Origin of the sequence: Aeoliella fuhlenseeensis (assembly GCF_052161615.1) — a bacterium.
Taxonomy (GTDB): domain Bacteria; phylum Planctomycetota; class Planctomycetia; order Pirellulales; family Lacipirellulaceae; genus Aeoliella.
In genome coordinates, this window is sequence record NZ_CP197417.1 from 1,421,634 (window position 1) to 1,443,241 (window position 21,608).

13 protein-coding genes are annotated in these 21,608 nt (G+C 57.8%); 3 read left to right on the plus strand and 10 right to left on the minus strand.

The genetic code is table 11. From position 1 onward, the window contains the following. Positions 1–233: 233 nt before the first annotated feature. Positions 234–959, minus strand: coding sequence for a PEP-CTERM sorting domain-containing protein (locus tag SH292x_RS05470; RefSeq protein ID WP_442484577.1), 726 nt, complete (start codon positions 957–959; stop codon positions 234–236). Between the two features lie 586 nt (positions 960–1,545). On the opposite strand from SH292x_RS05470, the gene SH292x_RS05475 reads away from it, so the two are divergent. Further along, the gene (locus SH292x_RS05475) at positions 1,546–3,849 is read left to right on the plus strand and encodes a glycoside hydrolase family 3 N-terminal domain-containing protein (protein ID WP_442484578.1); all 2,304 of its coding nucleotides are present in this window, start codon (positions 1,546–1,548) and stop codon (positions 3,847–3,849) included. On the opposite strand, the gene SH292x_RS05480 is transcribed toward SH292x_RS05475, so the two are convergent. From SH292x_RS05480 to SH292x_RS05495, 4 genes are all read right to left on the minus strand, one after another. Then, positions 3,846–4,898 carry a zinc-dependent alcohol dehydrogenase family protein gene (locus SH292x_RS05480; protein WP_442484579.1) on the minus strand — a complete coding sequence of 351 codons (1,053 nt, stop codon included), beginning with the start codon at positions 4,896–4,898 and terminating at the stop codon, positions 3,846–3,848. The two genes, SH292x_RS05475 and SH292x_RS05480, sit on opposite strands and share 4 nt — an antisense overlap. Positions 4,899–4,942: 44 nt before the next feature. Then, complete coding sequence (locus SH292x_RS05485; RefSeq protein WP_442484580.1) at positions 4,943–5,968, minus strand: aldo/keto reductase; 1,026 nt, start codon at positions 5,966–5,968, stop codon at positions 4,943–4,945. 116 nt (positions 5,969–6,084) lie between these two features. Then, positions 6,085–7,515, minus strand: a complete 1,431-nt coding sequence (locus SH292x_RS05490; RefSeq protein WP_442484581.1) for an MFS transporter — start codon at positions 7,513–7,515, stop codon at positions 6,085–6,087. Between the two features lie 27 nt (positions 7,516–7,542). Then, a complete protein-coding gene (locus SH292x_RS05495; RefSeq protein WP_442484582.1) occupies positions 7,543–8,541 on the minus strand; it encodes a LacI family DNA-binding transcriptional regulator in 999 nt (332 codons plus the stop codon). Between the two features lie 606 nt (positions 8,542–9,147). Here SH292x_RS05495 and SH292x_RS05500 point away from each other — a divergent pair. Both SH292x_RS05500 and xylA read left to right on the plus strand, forming a co-directional pair. Then, positions 9,148–10,311, plus strand: a complete 1,164-nt coding sequence (locus tag SH292x_RS05500; RefSeq protein ID WP_442484583.1) for a XylR family transcriptional regulator — start codon at positions 9,148–9,150, stop codon at positions 10,309–10,311. A 342-nt stretch (positions 10,312–10,653) separates the two neighbouring features. Further along, positions 10,654–11,964 (plus strand): xylose isomerase, encoded by a 1,311-nt coding sequence (xylA, locus tag SH292x_RS05505; RefSeq protein WP_442484584.1) that lies wholly within the window; start codon positions 10,654–10,656, stop codon positions 11,962–11,964. An 11-nt stretch (positions 11,965–11,975) separates the two neighbouring features. Here the strand turns inward: xylA and SH292x_RS05510 are convergent, their stop codons facing one another. From SH292x_RS05510 to SH292x_RS05530, 5 genes are all read right to left on the minus strand, one after another. Beyond that, the gene (locus SH292x_RS05510) at positions 11,976–14,975 is read right to left on the minus strand and encodes a GDSL-type esterase/lipase family protein (protein ID WP_442484585.1); all 3,000 of its coding nucleotides are present in this window, start codon (positions 14,973–14,975) and stop codon (positions 11,976–11,978) included. Positions 14,976–15,023: 48 nt separating this feature from the next. Next, the gene (locus SH292x_RS05515) at positions 15,024–16,238 is read right to left on the minus strand and encodes an endo-1,4-beta-xylanase (protein ID WP_442484586.1); all 1,215 of its coding nucleotides are present in this window, start codon (positions 16,236–16,238) and stop codon (positions 15,024–15,026) included. A gap of 85 nt (positions 16,239–16,323) precedes the next feature. After that, positions 16,324–17,442 carry an alpha/beta hydrolase-fold protein gene (locus tag SH292x_RS05520; RefSeq protein WP_442484587.1) on the minus strand — a complete coding sequence of 373 codons (1,119 nt, stop codon included), beginning with the start codon at positions 17,440–17,442 and terminating at the stop codon, positions 16,324–16,326. 112 nt (positions 17,443–17,554) lie between these two features. Continuing rightward, positions 17,555–20,095, minus strand: coding sequence for a family 43 glycosylhydrolase (locus SH292x_RS05525; RefSeq protein ID WP_442484588.1), 2,541 nt, complete (start codon positions 20,093–20,095; stop codon positions 17,555–17,557). A 105-nt stretch (positions 20,096–20,200) separates the two neighbouring features. Beyond that, positions 20,201–21,511 (minus strand): glycoside hydrolase family 43 protein, encoded by a 1,311-nt coding sequence (locus tag SH292x_RS05530; protein ID WP_442484589.1) that lies wholly within the window; start codon positions 21,509–21,511, stop codon positions 20,201–20,203. Positions 21,512–21,608 lie beyond the last annotated feature (97 nt).

Below are 21,608 nucleotides of genomic sequence, written 5' to 3' on the forward strand. Positions count from 1 at the left end.
AATGCGCAAAACAGTGTCGCGATACTGCGGTGAGTAGCATCGGTATTGTTTCGACTCGATAAAAATCCAGCCGATGCATCTGTCCCTCTTCAGAGCGATCGCAGGTGCAACCATGTGCCGATCAGCTAGTGTCTTCTTGCGATCGAAGGTCACCCCACCGGTGGGCGGTGGGGTGACCTATTACGATCGAATGGTCGTCCGTAGGTCACTTGTTGTTGTACCAGCGGCACGTTCTAAGAACGTGCGCGTCGTCGAAGCAATAACGCAGCGCCCACACAGGCCAGGCTGGTCAATGCGGCGGTGGATGGTTCCGGCACTACTTGCGTCAACGTCACTTCGATCTCAGGAACTCGCATTCCTTGGATAGCACCAAACGCGTAAACCGCTGCACCATAAGCTGGATCGAAGGCACTTGGGTTCGTATCAATACGCTGGAAAGGATGCACGCCACCCGAAGGCTGGAAGTTGTTGCGAGTGGTGTTGTCGTCCCAGGTGAAGTAAATCAAGCCTGAGCCAGCCAACGCGCCATCGCTGTCTGCTGTTACCAACAGATCGGTGAACGTGTAAGTGATTTTCGACGTATCGGGAGTAGCCGTGTGATCGATTGAATTGTCGGAGAATCCGAGATGCGATGGCTCCGTGTTTCCGTTGAATCCTGCGAAGGTAGAGTCGAAGACCGATAGGTAAACCGGCGTGCTGTTGGCGGGTGTTTTTGCGTCGCTGGCCTCCCAGATGGATATGGAGTCGATGCGGTACGTTGCCCCAGCTACCAGTGCTGGTTGCCAACTCGTAAATGAACTGTCGAAGTCGATCACGAAACCATCGGTGTCTCCATAAGGAGTCCCCGACCCTCCGTCGGTGAGCAACAGTGTTTGAGCTGAGACACCATGAATACTGAGCGCGGCGAAGGTCGCCGCCGCTAGTAGCCCTGGGAAAGCCATCCGCGATAAGACTCGCATTAGTCGGTACCTCCTGGTGAAAAGTCTTTGGTTCAGTTTCCAAGTACTAACTGACGATAGATCGAACGATGAGCAAACTCTCGAGGTGCACTACTCGCAACGAGTCGCAGGCACGGCCTTGCGGTGTCGCTGCGATGAGCGGCTAGCACCAGGTCGATAGAGGAGATCAGCATGATCGGCGCTGGCCGATGCAAGCCGTGTGACAGATACCACCCTGAATCGCCTGGACACTCACGAAGGCGGAGTGAGGCCGCCCTCGCAGTCGCCAGTTTACACAGGAAAATGCACAATCCGCGGCTTCTACGGGATCGCATCATGGTTCTGCGCAATCGCACCACGGCCGCGCGATTTAATGCTGGCAGTGCACCTGCGGCCGGCGTCAATCGGGCCGGTCGCGGGCTCAATTTACTCGTCTAGAGCAGCAAGAGAGATTAGCATAATACTTATGCGCAATCGCACCATCGGCAGTTGCGCTGCATCGAGCTATTCTCAAATCTTGCACTCTTGAGCCGACCTTGTCGGCCTTCCTCAGAGCGGACCGCTTGCAGCGGAATGGTCCACTGCACTCTCAACGAATTGGCCCCCTATGCAATCTTCTCTCGTCGCTCCTGCCTACCTCGATCCCAAACAGTCGATCTGCGATCGGGTGGCAGACCTACTGTCGCGAATGACCGTCGCCGAGAAGGTCGCCCAGATGACCGGCGTATGGAATGAGAAGAATTCCAAGCTACTGAATTCGGCAGGCGACTTCGATCCCGCTCTGGCGGATCAGCACTTCGGGCACGGGAATGGTATCGGACAGATCGGACGGCCAAGCGATGCCGAAGGAGGAGCGAAGCCAGGCAAACCTCCGCGCGAGTCCGCCGAACTTGCCAACGCCATGCAGCGCTGGTTCATCGAGAACAGCCGGCTTGGGATCCCCGTGTTATTTCATGACGAGTGCTTGCACGGACACGTAGCAGTCGGCGCGACTAGCTTCCCTCAACCGATAGGTCTCGGGGCCACGTTCAATCCAGATTTAGTCCAGCGCCTCTATCGCATGACTGCCCTCGAAGCTCGCTCGCGCGGTATACATCAAGCGCTCGGACCCGTGCTCGATGTGGCCCGTGATCCGCGGTGGGGGCGAGTTGAGGAGACTTTTGGCGAAGATCCACATCTCGCAGCGGAACTCGGTAGCGCCGCCGTGCGTGGACTACAAGATCAACTATCCAATGGCCGTGGGCTCATCGCGACCCTCAAACACTTCGCTGCGCACGGCCAACCCGAGTCCGGCACCAACTGCGCGCCAGTCAGCATTAGCGAGCGGCATCTACGCGAGACGTTCCTCCAACCGTTCTTACGCGCGATTCGTGATGGTGGAGCGAAGAGCGTTATGGCCTCGTACAACGAGATCGACGGTGTGCCATCGCACGCAAACACATGGCTGCTTCGCGATGTGCTCCGAGACGAATGGGGTTTCGAAGGGTACGTGGTGTCGGACTACTACGCGATCCGCGAACTGGCCGAACGCCCCGACCTGTATGGCCACCATGTTGCCAAGGACGGCAAAGCCGCAGCGGCTCTAGCGGTTGCTGCCGGCGTCAATATTGAACTTCCCGAACCTGATTGCTACGCCTTGTTGGTTGATGCTGTTGAGGAGGGGCTGGTGGACGAGTCGCAGCTCGACGAGCTAGTGGCTCCGCTGCTCGCGGCCAAGTTCGAGTTGGGGCTGTTTGAGAATCCCTACGTCGATGTTGATCGCGTGGAAACGATCGTCGAAAGCTCCGCACATCGTGATCTCGCACTCGAAGCGGCTCGGCAGACCATTACGCTGCTAGAGAACGATGGCGTGTTGCCGCTCGACGCGAGCAAGTTGTCGACCATTGCCGTGATCGGCCCCAATGCCGACCGGCCGCTCCTGGGCGGTTACAGCGGAAGGCCTCGGCATGTATCTTCGGTGCTCTCCGGAGTTCGGCAGCGTGTCGGCAGTGCAATCGAGGTGTTGTACCACGAAGGATGTCGAATCACACAGGACGGATCGTGGTGGCAAGACGAAGTCGTTGCTTGCGATCCGGAAACCGAACGTCTCCGCATCGCCGAGGCGGTCGAAGTCGCAAAACGGGCGGACGTGGTCGTGCTGGTCGTTGGTGGCAACGAGCAGACGTCGCGAGAAGCGTGGTCGAGCAAGCACATGGGCGACCGGACCAACTTGCAAATGGTGGGCCTGCAGGACGAGCTTGCGGCTGCTATCGCTGCCACCGGCAAGCCAGTGATCTCGGTGCTATCGAATGGGCGTCCGCTTGAAGTATCGCAGTTGGCTAGCAACTCGCGAGCACTACTCGAATGCTGGTACCTTGGGCAGGAAGGTGGCCGGGCTGTGGCCGAGGTGCTGTTTGGAGACTTCTCTCCTGGAGGCAAGCTCCCCATCAGCATACCCCGATCCGTAGTACACCTGCCCGCGTACTACAACTACCGCCCCTCGGCGCGTCGTGGATACCTGTTCGACGAAGTCACACCGCTCTATCCCTTTGGCTATGGTCTGAGCTACACCACCTTCGAATTTAGCGAGCCGCGACTCTCCGAGGCGACGATCCACTGCGATGGCTCGACGATCGTCTCCGTCGACGTAACCAATACCGGCGAACGCGAAGGCGACGAAGTTGTTCAGCTTTACATTCGCGATCTTGTGAGTTCGGCGACGCGGCCGGTGAAAGAGCTGAAAGGTTTCCAGCGCGTCACTCTCGCCCCGGGAGAAACTCGCACGGTTAGCATCCCTATCACGTCCGATAGTCTGGCGTTCTGGAACGTTCGGAAGAAGTACGTCGTCGAGCCCGGAGAATTCGACGTCATGGTCGGTCCCAACTCGGCAGACCTCAAGAACGTGCGGCTAACGGTGGCGAGTGGCTGCTAATCGAACGAGACAGCCACTTTGCCACATTTGCCCGAAGCCATGAGAGCGTAAGCGTCTGCCGCGGCAGCGAGCGGGAACTGATGTGTCACGAGATCGGCGGGATGGATACCCCACCGCACGATCCGTTCGACGAGTTCTTCCATCTTCCAGATGGAAGTCACCCAAGAGCCATAGAGCGTTTTCTGGTCGTGAATCATGTCTGCCGATGGGTGGAAGGCAATAGTACCTCCTTCACCCAGCAGCACGATCTTGCCCCATTTTCGCGTTGCACGAATGGCCGTTGCCCGTGCTTCGGGATTGGCGGAGCAGTCGATGGCACGCTCCACGCCGGCGCCGCCCGTCAGGCTACGAACTTGCTCCACGTTGCCGGGGCCCGCAAGCAGCACTTCGTTGCATAGCCCCAACCGTGTGGCAAGCTCAAGTCGTTCCGCCACCACGTCGATACCGATAATCTGGCTTGCCCCCATGGCTTTGCAGAGCATCGCGGTGGCCAACCCAACTGGCCCAAGCCCCGTCACCAGCACCGCGTCGTTGCCACAGATGCCGATCTTCTCTAGGCCTTCGTACACCGTTCCAAATCCGCACGCGATCTGCGCGCCGTCTAGATAACTGAGCTCGTCGGGCAGGAGCACCAAATCCTTCTCCTCGGCGATCATATGACTCGCCATGCCGCCGTCACGTTGCCAGCCGTACGCGCGGCGATACTGCTCGTTGGTACAAGAAATCATGTAGCCACGACGGCAGTCGTTGCACACGCCGCATCCGGAGATGTGGTACACGATCACGCGATCGCCCGTTTTAAAACGTCGACAACCTGGGCCAGTGGCCACGATCTGGCCCGATGGCTCATGGCCGGCGATCACCCCCTGGTAGCCCTCAGGGCCTTTACCGAGATGTTCGTGGTAAATGCAGCGGATGTCTGAGCCACAGATTGTCGAGGCGCCAACCTTGATGAGCACTTCGCCATGTCCGGGTTCCGGCACTGGAAAGTCGCGCAACTCGACCGTGCTATTCCCCGGGAGCACTGCTCCTTGCATGGTTGTCGCCATTCTTCTCCCTCGTTCAAAGATTCAATTTGTCCGGTGTCAGCTGATTACTTTGCAATGCTGCCGTCCAAGTCCCAGAGGTCTTCCCAGCATTGCTCTTCCCGCCAAAGAAAGACTTGACCTTTGATCAGCCGGACATTCTTGTCAATGGCTGCGATGACTTGCATCTCGTCCGACGTTAGCGGATCGCTGATCACCGCCTGGAGATTGCTGAGCAGGTTGCGCGTTTTGGTCGAGAAAGGGATGACGGCGTTGCCACGTTGTACGCCCCACTTCAGGCACACCGCGGCGGGGTGAATGCCATGGTTCTCGGCGATCGCAACAATCCCCGGGTCTTCCAGCGCCACCGTATCTTCCGGCGTACGATCGCGATCCGGACGGCCTGGAGAACCGAGTGGACTGTACCCTATCGGTAAGATTCGATGCGCGACTAAGAACTCGAACAGCTCGGGTTGCTGAAAGTGAGGATGCAATTCTAACTGGTTCACCACCGGGTGGATGGTCGCGTCTCGCAGCAGCAATTCCAGCTTCGGCATCGTCATGTTCGATGTGCCGATGTGCCGCACTAAGCCACGTTGGTGCAGGCGTTCGAGCTCTCGCCATGTCTCCATGTAGCGATCATGTAGATAGGGTGTCGAGTCCTTGCTACGCGAGGTCCCATCGCAGCCGGGTGGATGGTAGTTCCGGAACGGCCAGTGAATGAGGTAGAGGTCGAGGTATTCCAATCCTAGATGCCTTAGCGATTGCTCACAGGCCGAAGCGACATCGTTCTTGTCGTGCTTATCGTTCCAGAGTTTGGACGTGATCCAGAGCTGTTCTCGTTCGATGCCTGCCGCCATGAGTTGGGCGAGCGCTCCGCCGATCTCGGGTTCGTTCGCGTACACGGCAGCGCAGTCAAAGTGCCGGTAGCCCATTCGTCCAGCTTCAATCACAGCGCTGGCCACGGTGTCGGCCGTAACATGGTCGGAGCCGAATGTCCCGAGACCGATGGCGGGGATCTTGCTTCCATCGGCGAGTGGAAAGCTGGGGACGCGGCTCGGGTCGACTTGCTCGGTGGGCGATGCGTTGCTCATTCCGGTGCCGTAAGGAGGTGGGTGTAAGCCGTTGAGACGGCCAAGCGGCAAAGCCGTAAGCATAACAAGCTAGTGGGACGTCGTCACGCTTCGATGGCGATGACTTCCGCAGTGGCTTATTCCGCCAGGTGGCCACGGCGTTCAGCCAGTTCGATGCCCATCTCAAGTTCTTCTTTACGTCCAATTCCGTAGAACCCAAGTGCACCCACGGCTGCCAAGAAGGCAAGCGCAGGCCCAAAGCTCATCATCGCTCGAATCCCTTCAATGGCCTCGGTGGATTGAATGGCGGCTTTCGGGACGTAGCCGATACTGTCTAGCAACCAGCCGCTAGCCCCACCTCCCAGTGTCAGCCCTACCTTTAGCGCAAAGACAGTAGCTGCGAAAGTCATGGCAGTGGCTCGCCGTCCCGTTTTCCACTCAGTGAAGTCCGCGACATCTGCCATCATCGCCCATAGCAGGGGAATGCTAACGCCGTAGACAAACTGGAGTATCATCTGAAGGCCAAAGATGATTGGCAAGGAATTGCCTGGCACAAAGTAAAAGGCAGCCGTAAACACCGCCGTTAGGAGGATAGCGCCGGCGAACGTGTTCCGTTTGCCGTACTTCATTGACAGCGGTTTAGCAAAGAGGATGCCGACCATGCTGGCCAACAGTCCTAGCCCGTTGAACCATCCCATAGGCTGCAGTCGCAGGGCGCCGATGCCGATGGGATCTTGCTGGGTTACGTAGTAGTTGAAGTAGTACGGAGTAATACTACCCCGCATCGATAGGTAGAAGAACACTAGCACCGTGGCAATCGCGAGCGCTATCCACGTCGGATTGCGGAACAAGTCACCGAGGTCTTGCAGCAGCGAACTTTTTATCGTCGGGTCTGGCTGCACCCGCTCGCGAGTGGTCAGGAAGGTGATGACAAAGAACACCACCGCAATCCCTGCCCACAAGGCCATCGTCAGTTGATAGCCCCGAGCTTCGTCGACGGTCCCGCTATCTCCCGTGGCGCCGAACCAATCGACTAAATCCGGGGTGAATGTCTGCACGAGGAACGCTGCCGTCATCGCCAGTAAAAACCGCCAGGAGACGAGCGAGGTACGTTCGTCTGGATCGGCTGTGAGCACGCCAGTAAGTGCAGAGTAGGGGATGTTGTTGGCCGTGTAGAGCAGCATCAACAAGTTGTAGGTCACGAAGGCCCAAACCAACTTGCCCGCAGGACTCAGGTCAGGGGTTGTGTAAGCGAGGACGAAGAACACCGCGAACGGAACCGCGGTTAATAACACCCAGGGCCGGTACTTACCCCACCGCGTGTTCGTCCGGTCGGCGATGGCACCCATGATTGGGTCAGTGAATGCATCAAGAATACGCGAGACAAAAAAGATGGTGCCGACACTTGCCGCGGCGATACCGAATACATCGGTATAAAAACTCATTAAGAAGATAAGCTGCGTCTGGAATACGAAGTTCGCCGCGCAGTCGCCCAGCGCGTAGCCGATTTTCTCCGAGCTGCGCAGCTTAACGAACGAAGGTGTCGTTTCCGCCCTACGACTATCCAAGCGTCACCCCTCATTTGGTATTAGCACTTATCTCGACGCCGGCGGCGCCGTCGTCGAGCGAAGCATCAGCTTCTCCGGCATGACCACATTCTTCACCCCAATTTCAGAATCGGATTCGATCAAGTCGACAAGCGTTTTGGCGCCGAGTCGTCCCATCTGCGCCGTGTCGTAGCTGATGACTGTCAGAGGCGGCGTCATATGCTTGGTCATCGCCATATCGTTGAACGTGATCAGGCTCAGATCGGTAGGTATCGAGCAACCCTGAGCCCACGCACCGTGCGTAACGCCGAACGCTTCGACGTGGCAGTATCCAATCATGGCGGTGGGGCGTTCGGGGGCCAGCAGTTTGCTCATTGCCACTTCGATGCTGCAGTTCCAGTTGGCGATGAGGCTCTCGAGGCCCGCCTCGCGCATGGCTCGCTCGTACCCAGCGCGCCGGAGGCCAACGCTGAAGTGTGGTCGAATCGTATCGCTTACGAAGTAGACAATCCGCTTATGGCCCAGCCCGAGAAGATGTCGTGTCGCTAGGTATCCCCCCGCTTCGTCGTCGGGGACGATGTACGGGGCCTCGTCGCGTTTGTCGCCGATTAGAACCACCGGTACCGTCTTGCTGACGAGCAGTTCCTCCGCCTCGTCGGGAGTACTCACGAGAAAGACGACCCCATCGACCGCGCCGCCGTAAACGAGTGCCTTCCACTCTTCGTCTTCGGTCATCGGAATGAGTCGTAGGTCGTACTTGAGTTCCTGTAAGGTTTCCGTCAGTGCGACGGCGATTTCGTTCATGGGATCTTCGAAAATCCACATCGGATCGGAGTACAACAGCCCGATCGAATGCGTTTTCCCTCGCGACAGAGCACGAGCCCTCCAGCTGGGTCTGTAACCCAGTTCCTCTGAGATACGGCGGATCTCATTGGCCTTCTCCAGGCTACGACGTTGGCTTCCCTTCACGTCGCCGCGGAGTGCTCGTGCGACCGTGGAAGTCGACACTCCCGCCCGCTTGGCGATTTCTCCGATGGTGGGAGTCACGTCCCGAAACCTTTCTTACCACCGCTGCGACTTTACGGAAGTGACAGCGCTATCGAAATGATATCAAATGGAGGAGACAAGGGCCGCTGGGGACACAGGATTTCGCATTTGTCCGGCGGCAGAATGCGGAATGCTGAGGTCCCTAAGCTAGTGGCCAGTCTTCATAGTAGTTGCGAACAGACGATTATGCTACCGCTGCCGACTCAAATTGCAAGGGAAAATGGGCCAAAATGGAAAAGTCTTGTCGCCGCCGGAGAAATATTTGACACCGCTGGCAAAACGGATAGAATCGACCCTGGCTTGAGCCGAGCTTGAGGGCATGTTGGAGCCTCGGGCCCGCCAACTTCAGTCCGCCGTCGACCACTTCGCCAGATGCGATGGGCTTCCACCCAGCTTGTTGGATGCCCCGATCGACGGGGCGGTTGAAGGCGGGCGGAGCTAACACGCTCGCAGTTCTCTTCCTATAGAAAGGCGACACTACTCTCAGAGCACGATTCGCTGACTCGCTGTGCTTCAATCGGCTCGCCTTCGTCGCGAGCTTGCGATTCTTACGCAGGTGGATTTCCTATGACTATGTGCTTGTCTCCTACTCGCCCCGTTCGCCCGATGTCCGATAACACCAATGCCCGAGTTGCCTTGCTTGTCGAAACGGCGCGGGCATTTGGCAGGGAACTGCTGCAGGGGGTGGCGCAGTTCTCGCATGATCGCGGGCCATGGAGTTTCCTCATCAGCCCAGGCGACTTCGATCAAGTCGTTCCAAAATTCAAGGAATGGCGAGGAACGGGAATCATAGCGCGAATTCCGGACGTAAAGACGGCCGAGCAAGTGCTGGCGCTTGGCGTTCCGACGCTGACGATTGGCATGTCCTATCTCGATGTCGACTGTTCGGGGATCGTCGACATCTATCCTGACGAAGACCAAATCGCGCAGCAGGCAGCCGATCATTTGCTGGATCGGGCGTTCCGCAATTTTGCCTACGTGGGAAGTCCCGATCGCGGGTGGTGCCAGCGCCGGCATGACGCATTCCGGCGATACTTAAATGGACTCGGCATCGAGCCGATCGTTTACCAGTCGCCGAAGACGCCACGAACTCGAAAATGGGAGTACGAGCAAGCGGTGATGGCCGAGTGGATTCGATCGTTGCCAACCCCGATCGGAGTCTTCGCTTGCGATGACGATCGCGGTCGCGAAGTACTGGAAGCGAGCGCCATTGCCGGCTTGAACGTTCCCGAAGACATGGCGGTGGTGGGAGTCGATAACGACGACGTCTTCTGCGAGCTTTCCGATCCACCTCTTTCGAGCGTAAGGCTCAATGCCCGAACAGCTGGATATCGTGCAGCGCAGGTTCTCAGCGACATGATGGCCGGCCGCTCCGTGGCCCCGCAGCCGATCGTCGTCGAGGCGCTGGGCGTTGTGGCTCGCAGGTCGAGCGAGATCGTAGCGGTCGAAGACGAAGACGTTGCCGAGGCGCTAAAAATTATCCATAGCAATCACGGCAAAGACATGTCGGTTGACGACATCGTCGAAGAGCTTGCGGTGTCGCGGCGGAACCTCGAGAAGCGTTTTCGCGATGCCTTGGGGCGTAGCATTCTGGACGAGGTGCAGAACGCTCGCCTGAAGTACTCCAAGCGTTTGCTAGTCGATACGTCGTACCCGGTATCGCGAATCGCTCGCCTCGCCGGTTTCGGCTCGGTGGGTTACTTCATTCAATTCTTCCAGCGTCGAGTCGGGAAGACGCCGGGGAAGTATCGGGAAGACCTGACTCACTAAAAGACGCACTGGCTGGGCGATCGCTCCTGCTGCAGCCTCTGTGTGGCATGGCAACGTGTGGCGCGAGTGACTTCCTAGCGCTCTCGCTACGCAATCTGCTCACGGCCGTGGCTTACCGATAAGCTCGCTTCCTCGTTCGAATGGAAGCGATTGCTCACTCAAGAAGTTGTGCGAAATCGCAACATCGAATTGCGTGATTCAACCAGTCGACATGCCTCGAAGCCGAATCTAGGCTACATGCTCGTTCGGCACAAAAATGCCCAACGAACCGTCGAATTCTCCAAGACGTCGCCCGTCGATGACGGGTGTTCCTTCCTTTCCCTTGTGTGAGCCAGGCCAGCCGTGACCGCCTTCCCCGAAATCTCCCGCATCCCTTTTGAAGGTCCTCAGAGTCGCAATCCGCTCGCGTTTCGCTACTACGACGAGAACGCGATGGTCGAAGGCAAGACCATGAAGGACCACCTTCGCTTCAGCGTCGTCTACTGGCACACCTTTCGAGGGCAGGGGAGCGACCCGTTTGGTGCACCGACAGCGGTTCGGCCATGGGACGACGGAACGGACAGCCTAGAAAATGCCCGCAATCGAGTTCGTGTAGCGTTTGAATTCATCGAAAAGCTCGGAGCTCCGTTCTACGCCTTCCATGACCGCGACGTAGCGCCTGAAGGGCAAACGCTTGGCGAATCGAATGCCAACCTTGATGCGGTCGTCGAGGTGCTCAAAGAGGAGCAACAACGAACGGGCATTCGCTTGCTCTGGGGAACAGCCAATCTCTTCTCTCACCCGAGGTACATGCACGGTGCAGCCACGAGTTGCAACGCCGATGTGTTTGCTTACGCGTGTGCGCAAACGAAGAAGGCCCTTGAAGTTACTCACGAGCTAGGAGGCGAAGGGTACGTGTTCTGGGGTGGGCGCGAGGGGTATCAGTGCCTGTGGAACACGGACATGCGTCGCGAGCAGGAGCATCTGGCCCGCTTCCTACACATGGCCGTCAGTCACGCCAAGGCGATCGGCTTTTCGAAGCCGTTTTACATCGAGCCGAAACCCAAGGAGCCGACCAAGCACCAATACGATTCCGACGCCGCGGCGTGTCTCAATTTCCTGCGTCAGTACGATCTACTTCCGTACTTCAAGCTGAATCTCGAAACCAACCACGCAACGCTGGCCGGTCATACGATGCAGCACGAGCTGGAGGTCGCCGGTGCTGCGGGGGCGCTAGGATCGATTGACGCGAATACCGGCGATTGCCTGCTGGGTTGGGACACGGATCAGTTTGCGACTGACATCTACCTCACCACCGCGTGCATGCACTCCATCCTTAAATACGGTGGTCTTACCACGGGTGGCGTGAATTTCGACGCGAAGGTCCGCCGAGAAAGCTTCGACCCCATCGATTTGTTCTATGCCCACGTCGGCTCGATGGACGCTTTTGCTCGGGGACTACTGATAGCAGCGGCAATGCGTGCGGACGGTCGACTAGAGTCGCTGGTGTCCGATCGCTACGCCAGCTGGAACTCGGGACTGGGGGCCGAGATCGAGAACGGGCAGCACAGCTTCGACAGCCTCTCGAGCGCAATGCTTGCCAAGGGCAACCCCGCACCGAATGCCTCAGGGCGACAAGAGCGTATCGAGAACCTGATCAACGAGTACTTGTAACATAGTAGCCACTAACGCGATGCACTCGGATCGCCGGTCGGCGGCGGCGCATGATCTACGTCGGCCGGCGGACCTAGTTGCTCGGTGAGCAACGGCTTCAGTGCATCGGCCCACACTTGATAGCCTCGGAGCGAAAGGTGCAATCCATCGACGGTCATCCCGTCACGAAGAGTTCCAGTTTCGTCTGCAAGTTTGTCGTTGATGGAAACAAACTGAACGCGCTCCCCATCGGACAGCTTTTCTAAGTTCGCGTTGATTCGTTCGATGGTTGGCATCGCGGCCAGCGGATCGCGCGGGTTGTCGTTCCGCGGTAGGATACCAGTGAGGAGTATCTTCGCGTCAGGTGCTTGTTCTTGGCAGATGCGGATGATTTCTTGAATGCCCAGGGTTACTTCATCGGCGACGCGAGCTTCGTCCCTTGGCTCGTTCCCAATGTTGTTCGTGCCGGCGAGAATTACGATAACTTTGGGTTCGACTCCCTCGAGCTCGCCATTTTCCAGTCGCCAGATCATGTGCTGCGTCGAGTCAGCACCCCAACCGAAATTGCCGGCGTTCCAGCCGTGAAAATTCTCACGCCAGTTCGCGAGGAAGTCAGGATAGTCGGTCGCCCCCCATCGACGCGTGATCGAATCGCCAATGAAGTACACATCAATTTGGCCGGCCTCTGCTTTTTCGACTAGTTGAGCGTGCGCTAGCTGCGAGTTCCGATCCGTTCGCTCAGCAGCACGAGCCGAGAGAGCTTTCGAGGGGCTTGTGGCATCGTTTACTGATTCTGCGACATTCGCATTGGAGGTTCGCTCAATAATTCCGACGATCGACGACTCGTAGGCTTGCGAGGTGAACATGCGGCCGCGAAACCAAAGGACGGCCAAGTTGTCATCGTCCCACGCCGGGACAATCGGCCTAAGGTTGTCGACCGTCGAGTTTTCGGTGATTGGCTTCCAGTCCCAGTTCTTCCCTCCGTCGTTGGTTGTACCTTTGTAAATCTCGTGAAAACGAGTTTCGACTTGGCTTGCTGGATCGATCGTCGTCGAGACAAACAGCGTGTTGGGATCTCCCGGGACGAGTGCGCCAAGCCCCGTGTAATCCTGTTCGGAATCGAACAGCCTCTTGGCCATCTTGGCGACTTCGTGGGTATTCCAAGCTTTGCCGTCGTATCTCGCGTAGTACAGACGGCGATCGTCCCCTTTGCCGTCGGCACTGGGCGTCGCATCGCCGGCACGCGTCGTGAACAGTGCGTAAGGCATGCCCTGTGAATCGAGCGCGAGGTCGGTCGTCCACGCCCGATGCCGTTGCTGCTTGCCATCTTCCTCGTCAGGCGTGAACACGGGTGTCAGCGAGGACGTGGCGGGAATGTCCTTGTTGTCGTGAATGTTGGCGTCGATCAACTCCCCATCGGAGCCATACAGCTTGCCGCCCTCAATGTAGGCGTGGTAGATGCCGTTGTTGAAATCGCGGGGATGGGCTTCGGTCGCGATCAAGTGGATGCGGTCGACGCCATTCGAGGCGTATTTAAAGTAGCCGTTGACGTAGCCAACGTCTTCACTCTTGGTTAACTGACCACCATAAGTCCATGTATCCCCTTGGTCCTTGGAAAGCATCATGTTCGGGCTGCGATCGTTCACGCGGGCGAAGTTGTAGACTGTCTTTTCGGCTGGCAGGTAGAACAGATTGGAGTACGTCAAATTGAAGTCGTTGCCAGGCGTCTCGCGCCAGTCGAAGATTCGCTCGGGCCCCCACTCGGTCGTGTCTTCGGGGTTCTCCGATACGCGGTAGCGCGTGACACGATCGGTGTTGTGATTGGCGTACATCGCCAAGTACCGGCCATCGGGTCTCTTGAGCAGGGCGGCCACGTTGTGATCGTCCTCTTGGATCTTGCCAATGACTTCGCGAGAGAGATCGCCGCTGGCAAGATCGTACGTCACAAGGTCGACGTTGCCATCGCGCGGGCCATTAACGCCAGGGGGGGAGGCCGCCACGGAGCTCACCAATAACTTGCCGGCCTTGGTGTCAACCATCGCGCGCTCGTCCTGATACCACGACCACGCGCCGTTGTCGTTCAGCACGATTAAGTCGCCATGGACGCGGTCAACGTTCGAGGTGACGGGGCGCTCGACGAATAGCTGCTGGACAAAATGGTAGAGATTGTTACCCCAATGCGTTGGGTCGTGTCCGTAGGCGTCGACGTTCCATACATGAGGAACATCGTTCTCTTTCAGGTGACGATGCATCCCTTGGCTGATACGAATCAGGCCATCTTTGTTGCCACATGAAAGCCAAAGTAACTTTAGCTGTTCTTTCGTCTTCGCCGGATCGGGCACCAATTCTGCGGGCGGCTTTGTATTGGGGGCGGAGGAAAATCCACCAATCCACGCGAACTGATCGAGGTGTGACAGGCCGAAGTTGAGCGACTGCCCGCCCCCCATCGACAAGCCCGCTAGGGCTCGGTGTTCGCGATCATTGTGCGTAGAGTAACGTGACTCGATAGTCGGAATCACATCGTTGAGCAGGTCGTCCTCGAATGCGGCGAACGCCGGCGCGGTACGGAACACGTCGCCTTCCGCCCGGTCATTCTTCTGCGCCCGGCCATTTGGCATCACGACGATCATCGGCTGGACTTTGCCATCGGCCAGCAGGTTGTCGAGGATGACGTTGGGCTTCGTGAAACGCTGCCACTCGGTCTCGTCACCGCCGATACCGTGCAGCAAGTAAAGAACCGGATACTTCTTGTCCTTGCTATACCCGGGGGGCGTGTAGACCTGCATCTTGCGGCGAGTGCCAACGCTTTTCGAGTCGTACTCGATCATCTCAAGCTGGCCGCGCGGAATGTCGGCGCGTTCCTCGTTGAAGCCCTTCGGAGGATCCGCGAACACTTGCCGGTCGTCGGCATCGAGTTCGATGGGGCCGCCGAATCCTCGTGGTCCGGATCTCGAAGGAGGCTCCTGCGCAAGAAGCGGTATTGTCGCAACCAGTGTCGCAAGGATGGCTAAGTGTTTCGTAAGTTGTTTCATGGGTTGAGTCGTCATTCGATAGGAGAGTGGTTTGCAGGCAACGATGCGCTATTTCTCTTTAGCGACTTCGATCACCGCATCGAACGCCGGCTTCGGCTGGTTCTCGCGGTCGAACAGTAGTGGCCGACCATTGGCTCGCCAAGAGACGCCATCGTTGGCACCCCAGAAAGTGACGACCTTTACCGCATCCTTATGCTTCTTGAGCACCTTGAACACATTCGCGTACTGCTCAGCTTGCCGGGCCATGGCCTGGTCTACAAGCCCGCCGCCCGACACGTCCGCGGAAAGATCGGCGGTTGTCGTGTCCTGACCACGCTCGGCCGCATTGATGTCGAGTTCGGTAACATGAATCGGTAGTCCAAGCTCTTTCATCTCGGTGATTGCTCGGTCAAACTCTTCGTAGCTCGGCCACGAAGTATTGATGTGCGCCTGCGTGCCGATCGCCATTACGGGTACGCCTTGCTCCTGGAGCGACTTGATAAGCTTGATCAACTTCGCACGCTTCTCCGGGTTTTCGAGGCTGTAGTCGTTGTAGCGAAGCAGTGCATCGGGGTCGGCCTCGTGAGCGTACTCGAATGCCTTGGCGATAAAGTCATCGCCAATAATCTGTCGCCAGAGCGAATCGCGGAGCACTTCGTCCCCTTCGTCGGAGATAGCCTCGTTGACAACATCCCACGCGTGAATCTTGCCCTTGTACCGGCCGACCACTGCATGGATGTGATCGCGCATCCGTTCGAGAAGCTCCTCGCGAGTAGCACGAGGGCCGGTGTACTCCCAGCGGTTGCGTCGTCCCCGCGAGTCCTCGCGTTCCGCACCGGGAGCAGGCACCTTGCCTGCGAACACCCAATTCGGCGTCTGGCTATGCCACACCAGCGTGTGGCCGACGATGTGCATGTTGTTGCGCTCGCCGAACGCGACGAACGCATCGGCGGGCTCCCAGTCGTAGCCATCCGGACCTTCTTGAGGGTGAATCAACGCCCACTTGAGGTCGTTCTCGGGCGAGACGGAGTTAAAGTGCTTGAGCACCACGGCCGTGTCCGCACGGACCTCGTCCAGATCGCGATCTACGTTATCGGCGCTGACCGCTGTGTCGGTGGCGATAGTACGATTGATCGCCACGCCCATGAGAAAATCGTCTTTGTACGCATCCTTCAGCGTTGTATCGTCGGCGGCCGCGGCACCGCTAACGAACACGCAAATGCACAAAGAAGCGATGGAGAACACGCGTCCGATCGTCAGGAGATGTTGGAAATAGCGTTGCATCAGAAGTCCTTGGCGGAAGGCCGAAGTGGAATGGGTCGTGAACTGGCGGCGCTGGACATTCGTGATCTCGCCGCAGTTGGTTAACTCACTTGTCTTGGAACAAATGCTGGGCGAATTGATGGAAGCTTCGCCGCCACGTCTGCCATTCGTGGGCAGTATCGGGCGAGACGTAAGCGACGCTGTGAATACCCGCCGCTTTCAACTGTTCGTGGTTCGCCTCGACTGCTTCGGGGCGTTCCTTCGAGCCGCTGCTTTGAAAGACGAGTTTCACTTTTTCGTTGAACGCATCGGCGTCGGCCATCGCGCCGTCGTGTGCGGTTGCGGGATCGCCAACCGTTCCGCCGCTGAAGATGCCAATGTGCGAGAAGACGTCTAAGTTTTCCATCGCGATGGCGTTGGTTTGCATTCCACCCATCGAAAGCCCGGCCATTGCACGATTAGGTTGGTCGCCCTTTGTCCGGTAGCTCGCGTCGATCATGGGAATAATCTCGTCGAGCAGGGTTCGCTTGAAACCATCCGCCCATCCCGCGGGGGGCCACTGGCCAGGGCGACGCTCTCCCCGAGGAGGTCGCCCGGCACCTCCAGGCATCGCCCAACTTCCGTTGTCCATCACGATGATGAACGGCCGAGCTTTGCCCTCGGCGATCAAGTTATCCATGATCAAGTTCACATGACCCTGCCGCGACCAACCGGTTTCGTCCTCGCCACCGCCATGCTGCAGGTACAACACTGGGTAGCGAGTGTCGGTGTCGTTCTCATATCCAGGGGGGGTGTAGACGAAACATCGCCGCATCGCATCGTTCGAGGGACTGTAGTACTGATGCTCATGGAGGGTGCCATGCGGCACGTTCTTCATCGCGTAGAACTCTTCGTCTTTGGCCGGCACTTCGACGCCGCTACCCCAACGCCCCGCACCATAGAAAAACAGCGTTCCAGGATCAGGCACCTGTGCTCCGTCGACCACTAACTGGTAGTAGTGAAACCCTTCGTCTTGCGGGTCCGATTCGCCCACCCAGGCACCGTCTTCGCCTTTGGTCATCGGATAGCGAACTCCACCGATGTCGAGCAGGACGCCTTTCGCCTCGGGGGCGACGAGTCTGGCCTTTACTCGACCTTCGGAGTTGACTTGAGGATACTCACGACCCGCCTGATTAAGGGTGGATGGCTTGAAGGTCGTCGCTTCATCCGCTTGGACAGCTGACATGACGGATGCCACGCCAACTAAAGCTGCTATGGCTAAACGCACAGTTCGTTCCTTCATCTTTCCTTCTCCGCCTTGGTTGTGAAGATCGCCGCCAGTGGACGGCGCTCGTAGTTCATTCTGCTACTGACACGCTAACGCCTTCAACTGTTTGTTGGACTGGCCGGATGGTTCCGTCGTCTTTGTAGTGGAGGTGTTCCACGCAGACCGCACGCCGCCCCAGGGCACCTGACTGATCGCCGATCGTGTGATCGGCGAAATGATAGAAGAAATAGTTCCGTCCTTTGAACTCTGCGACGCCGGGGTGAATGGTGAAGCTGTTCTTTGCTGGACCTGTGACGAAACCGCGAAACTCCCACGGCCCTTCGATGGTCTTGGCAGTGGCGTAGGCGATCTGCTCCGAGCCAACGGGTCGCTTCATCGCGGCATAGATCAAGTAGTACAGTTTTCCGCGTTTGTAGAGCCAAGGCCCCTCAACGTAGTGAGGCAGATCGAGCTTCTTTATGTCCCCATCGAGCTCTAACAGATTGGGCTTCAGCTTCACGAGGTAGCAATCGCCGTTGCCCCAGGACATCCAAGGAGTGCCGTCCTCCTCGATCCATACCGTGGGGTCGATGTCTTCCCATGGTCGCGTACCGTTGGGGGTCGTGCTATTGGAAACGAGTGGCTTGCCGATGGCATCACGAAACGGGCCGGTAGGGGAATCGGCGACAGCAACGCCAACATTGTTTCCCTTGTAGGGCTCGTCTTTGCCCCGGGCTGTTACGAAGTAGTAGAATCGTCCGTCCTTCTCCACAACCTGCGACGCCCACGCTGAATTGGCTTCGCCCCATGCGAAATCGGTGGGCTTCAGCACCGCGCCGTGGGATGTCCACTGCTTCATGTCCTTCGTCGAGTAGCACAGCCACTCGGGCATCGTGAACATCTCTCCCTCGCCGGCATTGTCACGGCCGACGTATAGATAAAGTGTATCACCTACCACCAGGGGTGCGGGGTCGGCCGTGAATACATCGCGGATGATCGGGTTCGACCCCGGCGTGGCCTCGCTCTCGCTCGCTCGTACCGGAGGTTCGGACACATCCGGAGTGTCTAGCGTGTCGCTGATGTGGAAGTAAACAAAATCCGCGTGGCCACCCGCTTGCTTCGTCGCGTAGTTAAAAAGCCCGAATCGGTAACCCATGAAGTGGGGCAACGTGTACCGCATGGCCAGTTCGTCGCCAATCGATTTCCAAGTCTCGCCATCAAGGCTGTATTCAAACCGGGCCTTGTCCGCCTTGTTGCTAAAATCACAAGCTGCCCGTAGATAGACGGCATCCTGATCAAGCGGCACCGCCTCGACGATCGAGTAGCGCTGTGTAGAGTTGTTACTCGGGTCGGGCCGCTCGCGGCGACTAGGTCGCTGCGGAGGAAGGCCCTTGATCATCACGATCTGCTTCGCGTCTCCATCCACCCGCACGCCAACCAAGCCGTAGTGCTGCTGAAGCAGGCATAGTCCCGCGACATCGCCGTCTTTAAGTCCTGAGGTTTCGAGAAGTGTCGTACCGGTGCAGGTCGGTCCTATCGTTCGTTGCGTGAGTGTGTTGCGGGCAGAAATAAGTTCGGAGTCAACGCGACCGGTCGTGATTCGCAGATGGCCCGGGCGCTGGGTGAGGGACCAGTGTTCGTTGTCGGGATTGTGATTCCATTGCCAAACGAGGGGCAGGGCGGGGGCACCTGGATTGCGATCAAATTCATCGGAGTCAACAATCCCGGGTATCAAAGAGCGATTGGCCGGCAAGTCGAGCTCCATTCGCACTTTGCCATTCACTCCCAAGACGGGCCAACCCTCTTTCCACTCCACAGGCACGAGATACGGAATGCGTCCAACGGCCCCGCTATCTTGGAACAGATAGGCGTACCATTTTCCTTCCGGGGTGTCGATCAACCCACCTTGAGCCACACCTTGGTCTTGTAGCGCGAGGCGACCCTCGTAAGGTCCCGTGATCTTGTCGGCCCGATGAACAATCACCGTCCGCATGCCGCCCCGTGGCCAGGCGATGTTGAACAGGTAGTACTTCCCATTCACCTTAAAGAGCTGACTTCCCTCCGCCGGCAGATTAATGTTTTCTCCTGCCGGTGCGCTGGCGTTGGCGATTACCACCTCGTTGAACCCATCGGATTCGATACCGGTCAGGTCCTTCTTGAGTTCGGTGAGGCGAAGATCGCCGGCTCCCCACAGCATGTAGACTTTGCCATCGTCGTCGAAGAACAACGACGAGTCGTGTAGCGATGGCGCAAACGAGATTTCCTCCCAAGGCTCTTTCTCGATATCCGACGTGCTGAAGATGTAGGTCTTGCCCGTCGTGCTAGAAAACGTCGAGACGTAGAACTTGCCGTCGTGGTAGCGAAGGCTGCTCGCCCACGAGCCCCGGCCGTAGCTGTCCTCGCCGTTGGTAAGGGTTAGCGGATCGATATCGCCAAGCGTATCGTACGCGTAGTTTAGCATCTCCCAGTTCACGAGGTCCGTTGACTTCATGATGGGAAGTCCCGGACTCATGTGCATGGTGGTGCTGCTCATGTAGTACGTGTCCCCGACGCGGATGATCGAAGGGTCGGGGACATCAGCATGCAGAATCGGATTTCTTGCTTCCTGGGCACCGGCGAGTGACCAAGTCATCCCGAGAGCTAGCAAGCCTATAACAACTCTGCACAAGCATTGGTTCATGAGTGGAGCCACCGACAAACGTGAGAAAGGGTTGGAGCGCTAAGGCGATGTCGCCTCTCACGGCGCGAGTTGCCAGTAGTCGACGTTGGGAAGCCGATCGCCCGTCCCCTTGAAGACGAAGTACAGATCGTGGACCCCTTCCGTATTCTTTAGCTCACAGGCGGCTTCTTTCCACGATTGCCAGCCACCCGTCTCGCCAACTTCACAGGAGCCAATAAGCTCGCCGTCCGGCGCGTCGAGGCGGAGTTCGATCACTCCTTCCGCACCTTCGCTAGCGACACTGGCGTTAAAATTACTGGCGCCATCCCCGAAATCGACGCCCGCAACCTTAATCCAGTCACCATTGCTCAGATCCGAGAGGTTCATCCCGCCATCGTCGCAGACCTCCGTCTCGACCCCTTGCTGCGACTGAAAGGTTTCCGCTTCCACCCGCTTAAAAGGATCCAAAGGAGTGTGCTGTTTGACGCCGTCTTCGGTGTAGGTGACCTTCTCGATGTTTCCCTGGTCGTCAAACGTAAATTCTTCGAACGCAATGTTCCGACGGAAGCCGGTGGGTATTTCTGCTTCTTTGGCAACAACGCGGTTGTGGTACACGTGGTACCAGTGGTCTTTGAACTTGAACTGAGCCGCATGATTGTTGTCGCCGAAGTTCAGAGGGGGCTGATCGCCCACGATGCCGCGATACTCCAGCCCTTCGATCGGATGGTCGCCGGTCATGTAGTCGATCCGCATCTGGGCACGCGGAGTTGTCGAGTAGGTGAAGTAGTACTTGCCATTGTGCTTGAATACCCACGCGGCTTCGAAGAAGTTGGGGGCGTTCATCTTGATCACGTCGCCATCGAGGCTGATCATGTCGCGGTTGAGTTTCGCCACGCGGACGTTGTCGTCGCCGTTGCCACCAAAGTAAATGTAGGCCTGGCCGTCGTCGTCGATGAACACTCCCGGATCGAATAGCCACATATTACGAGCTGGCTGGACGCCCGGTGTGTCGTGCGTGATCAAGGGTTTTCCGAGCGGATCGGTGAAGGGACCGGTGGGGCTGTCGCTGACTGCCACGCCAATATTGGCGCCGCCATTGCCGAAGTACAGGAAGTACTTGCCGTCGCGTTCGATGGCCGCAGGGGCCCAGGTTTTCTTTGCCCAGGTTGTGGCGTCTTCGGCGCGAAACACCGAACCATGATCGGTCCAATTCTTCATGTCACTCGACGAAACGCAAACCACGTTCGGAATGTTGTAGCTCCCTTGGAGCGGGCTCTCGTCGTCGTTCGAGCAGTACACGTACACGCGATCTTTGGCCACCAAACAACTGGGGTCTGCCAAGTAGCGATGCGAAACGATCGGATAGTCGGCGGAACTCGTGGAGGTCAACGACAGAATAACAGTAAAAGTCGTAGCGAAGCTTCGGAGTCTTCGGGGCAGCAAGTGCGTGAGCATGGTAGGTTCTTTAGCTAGTTAGTTTGGCAAG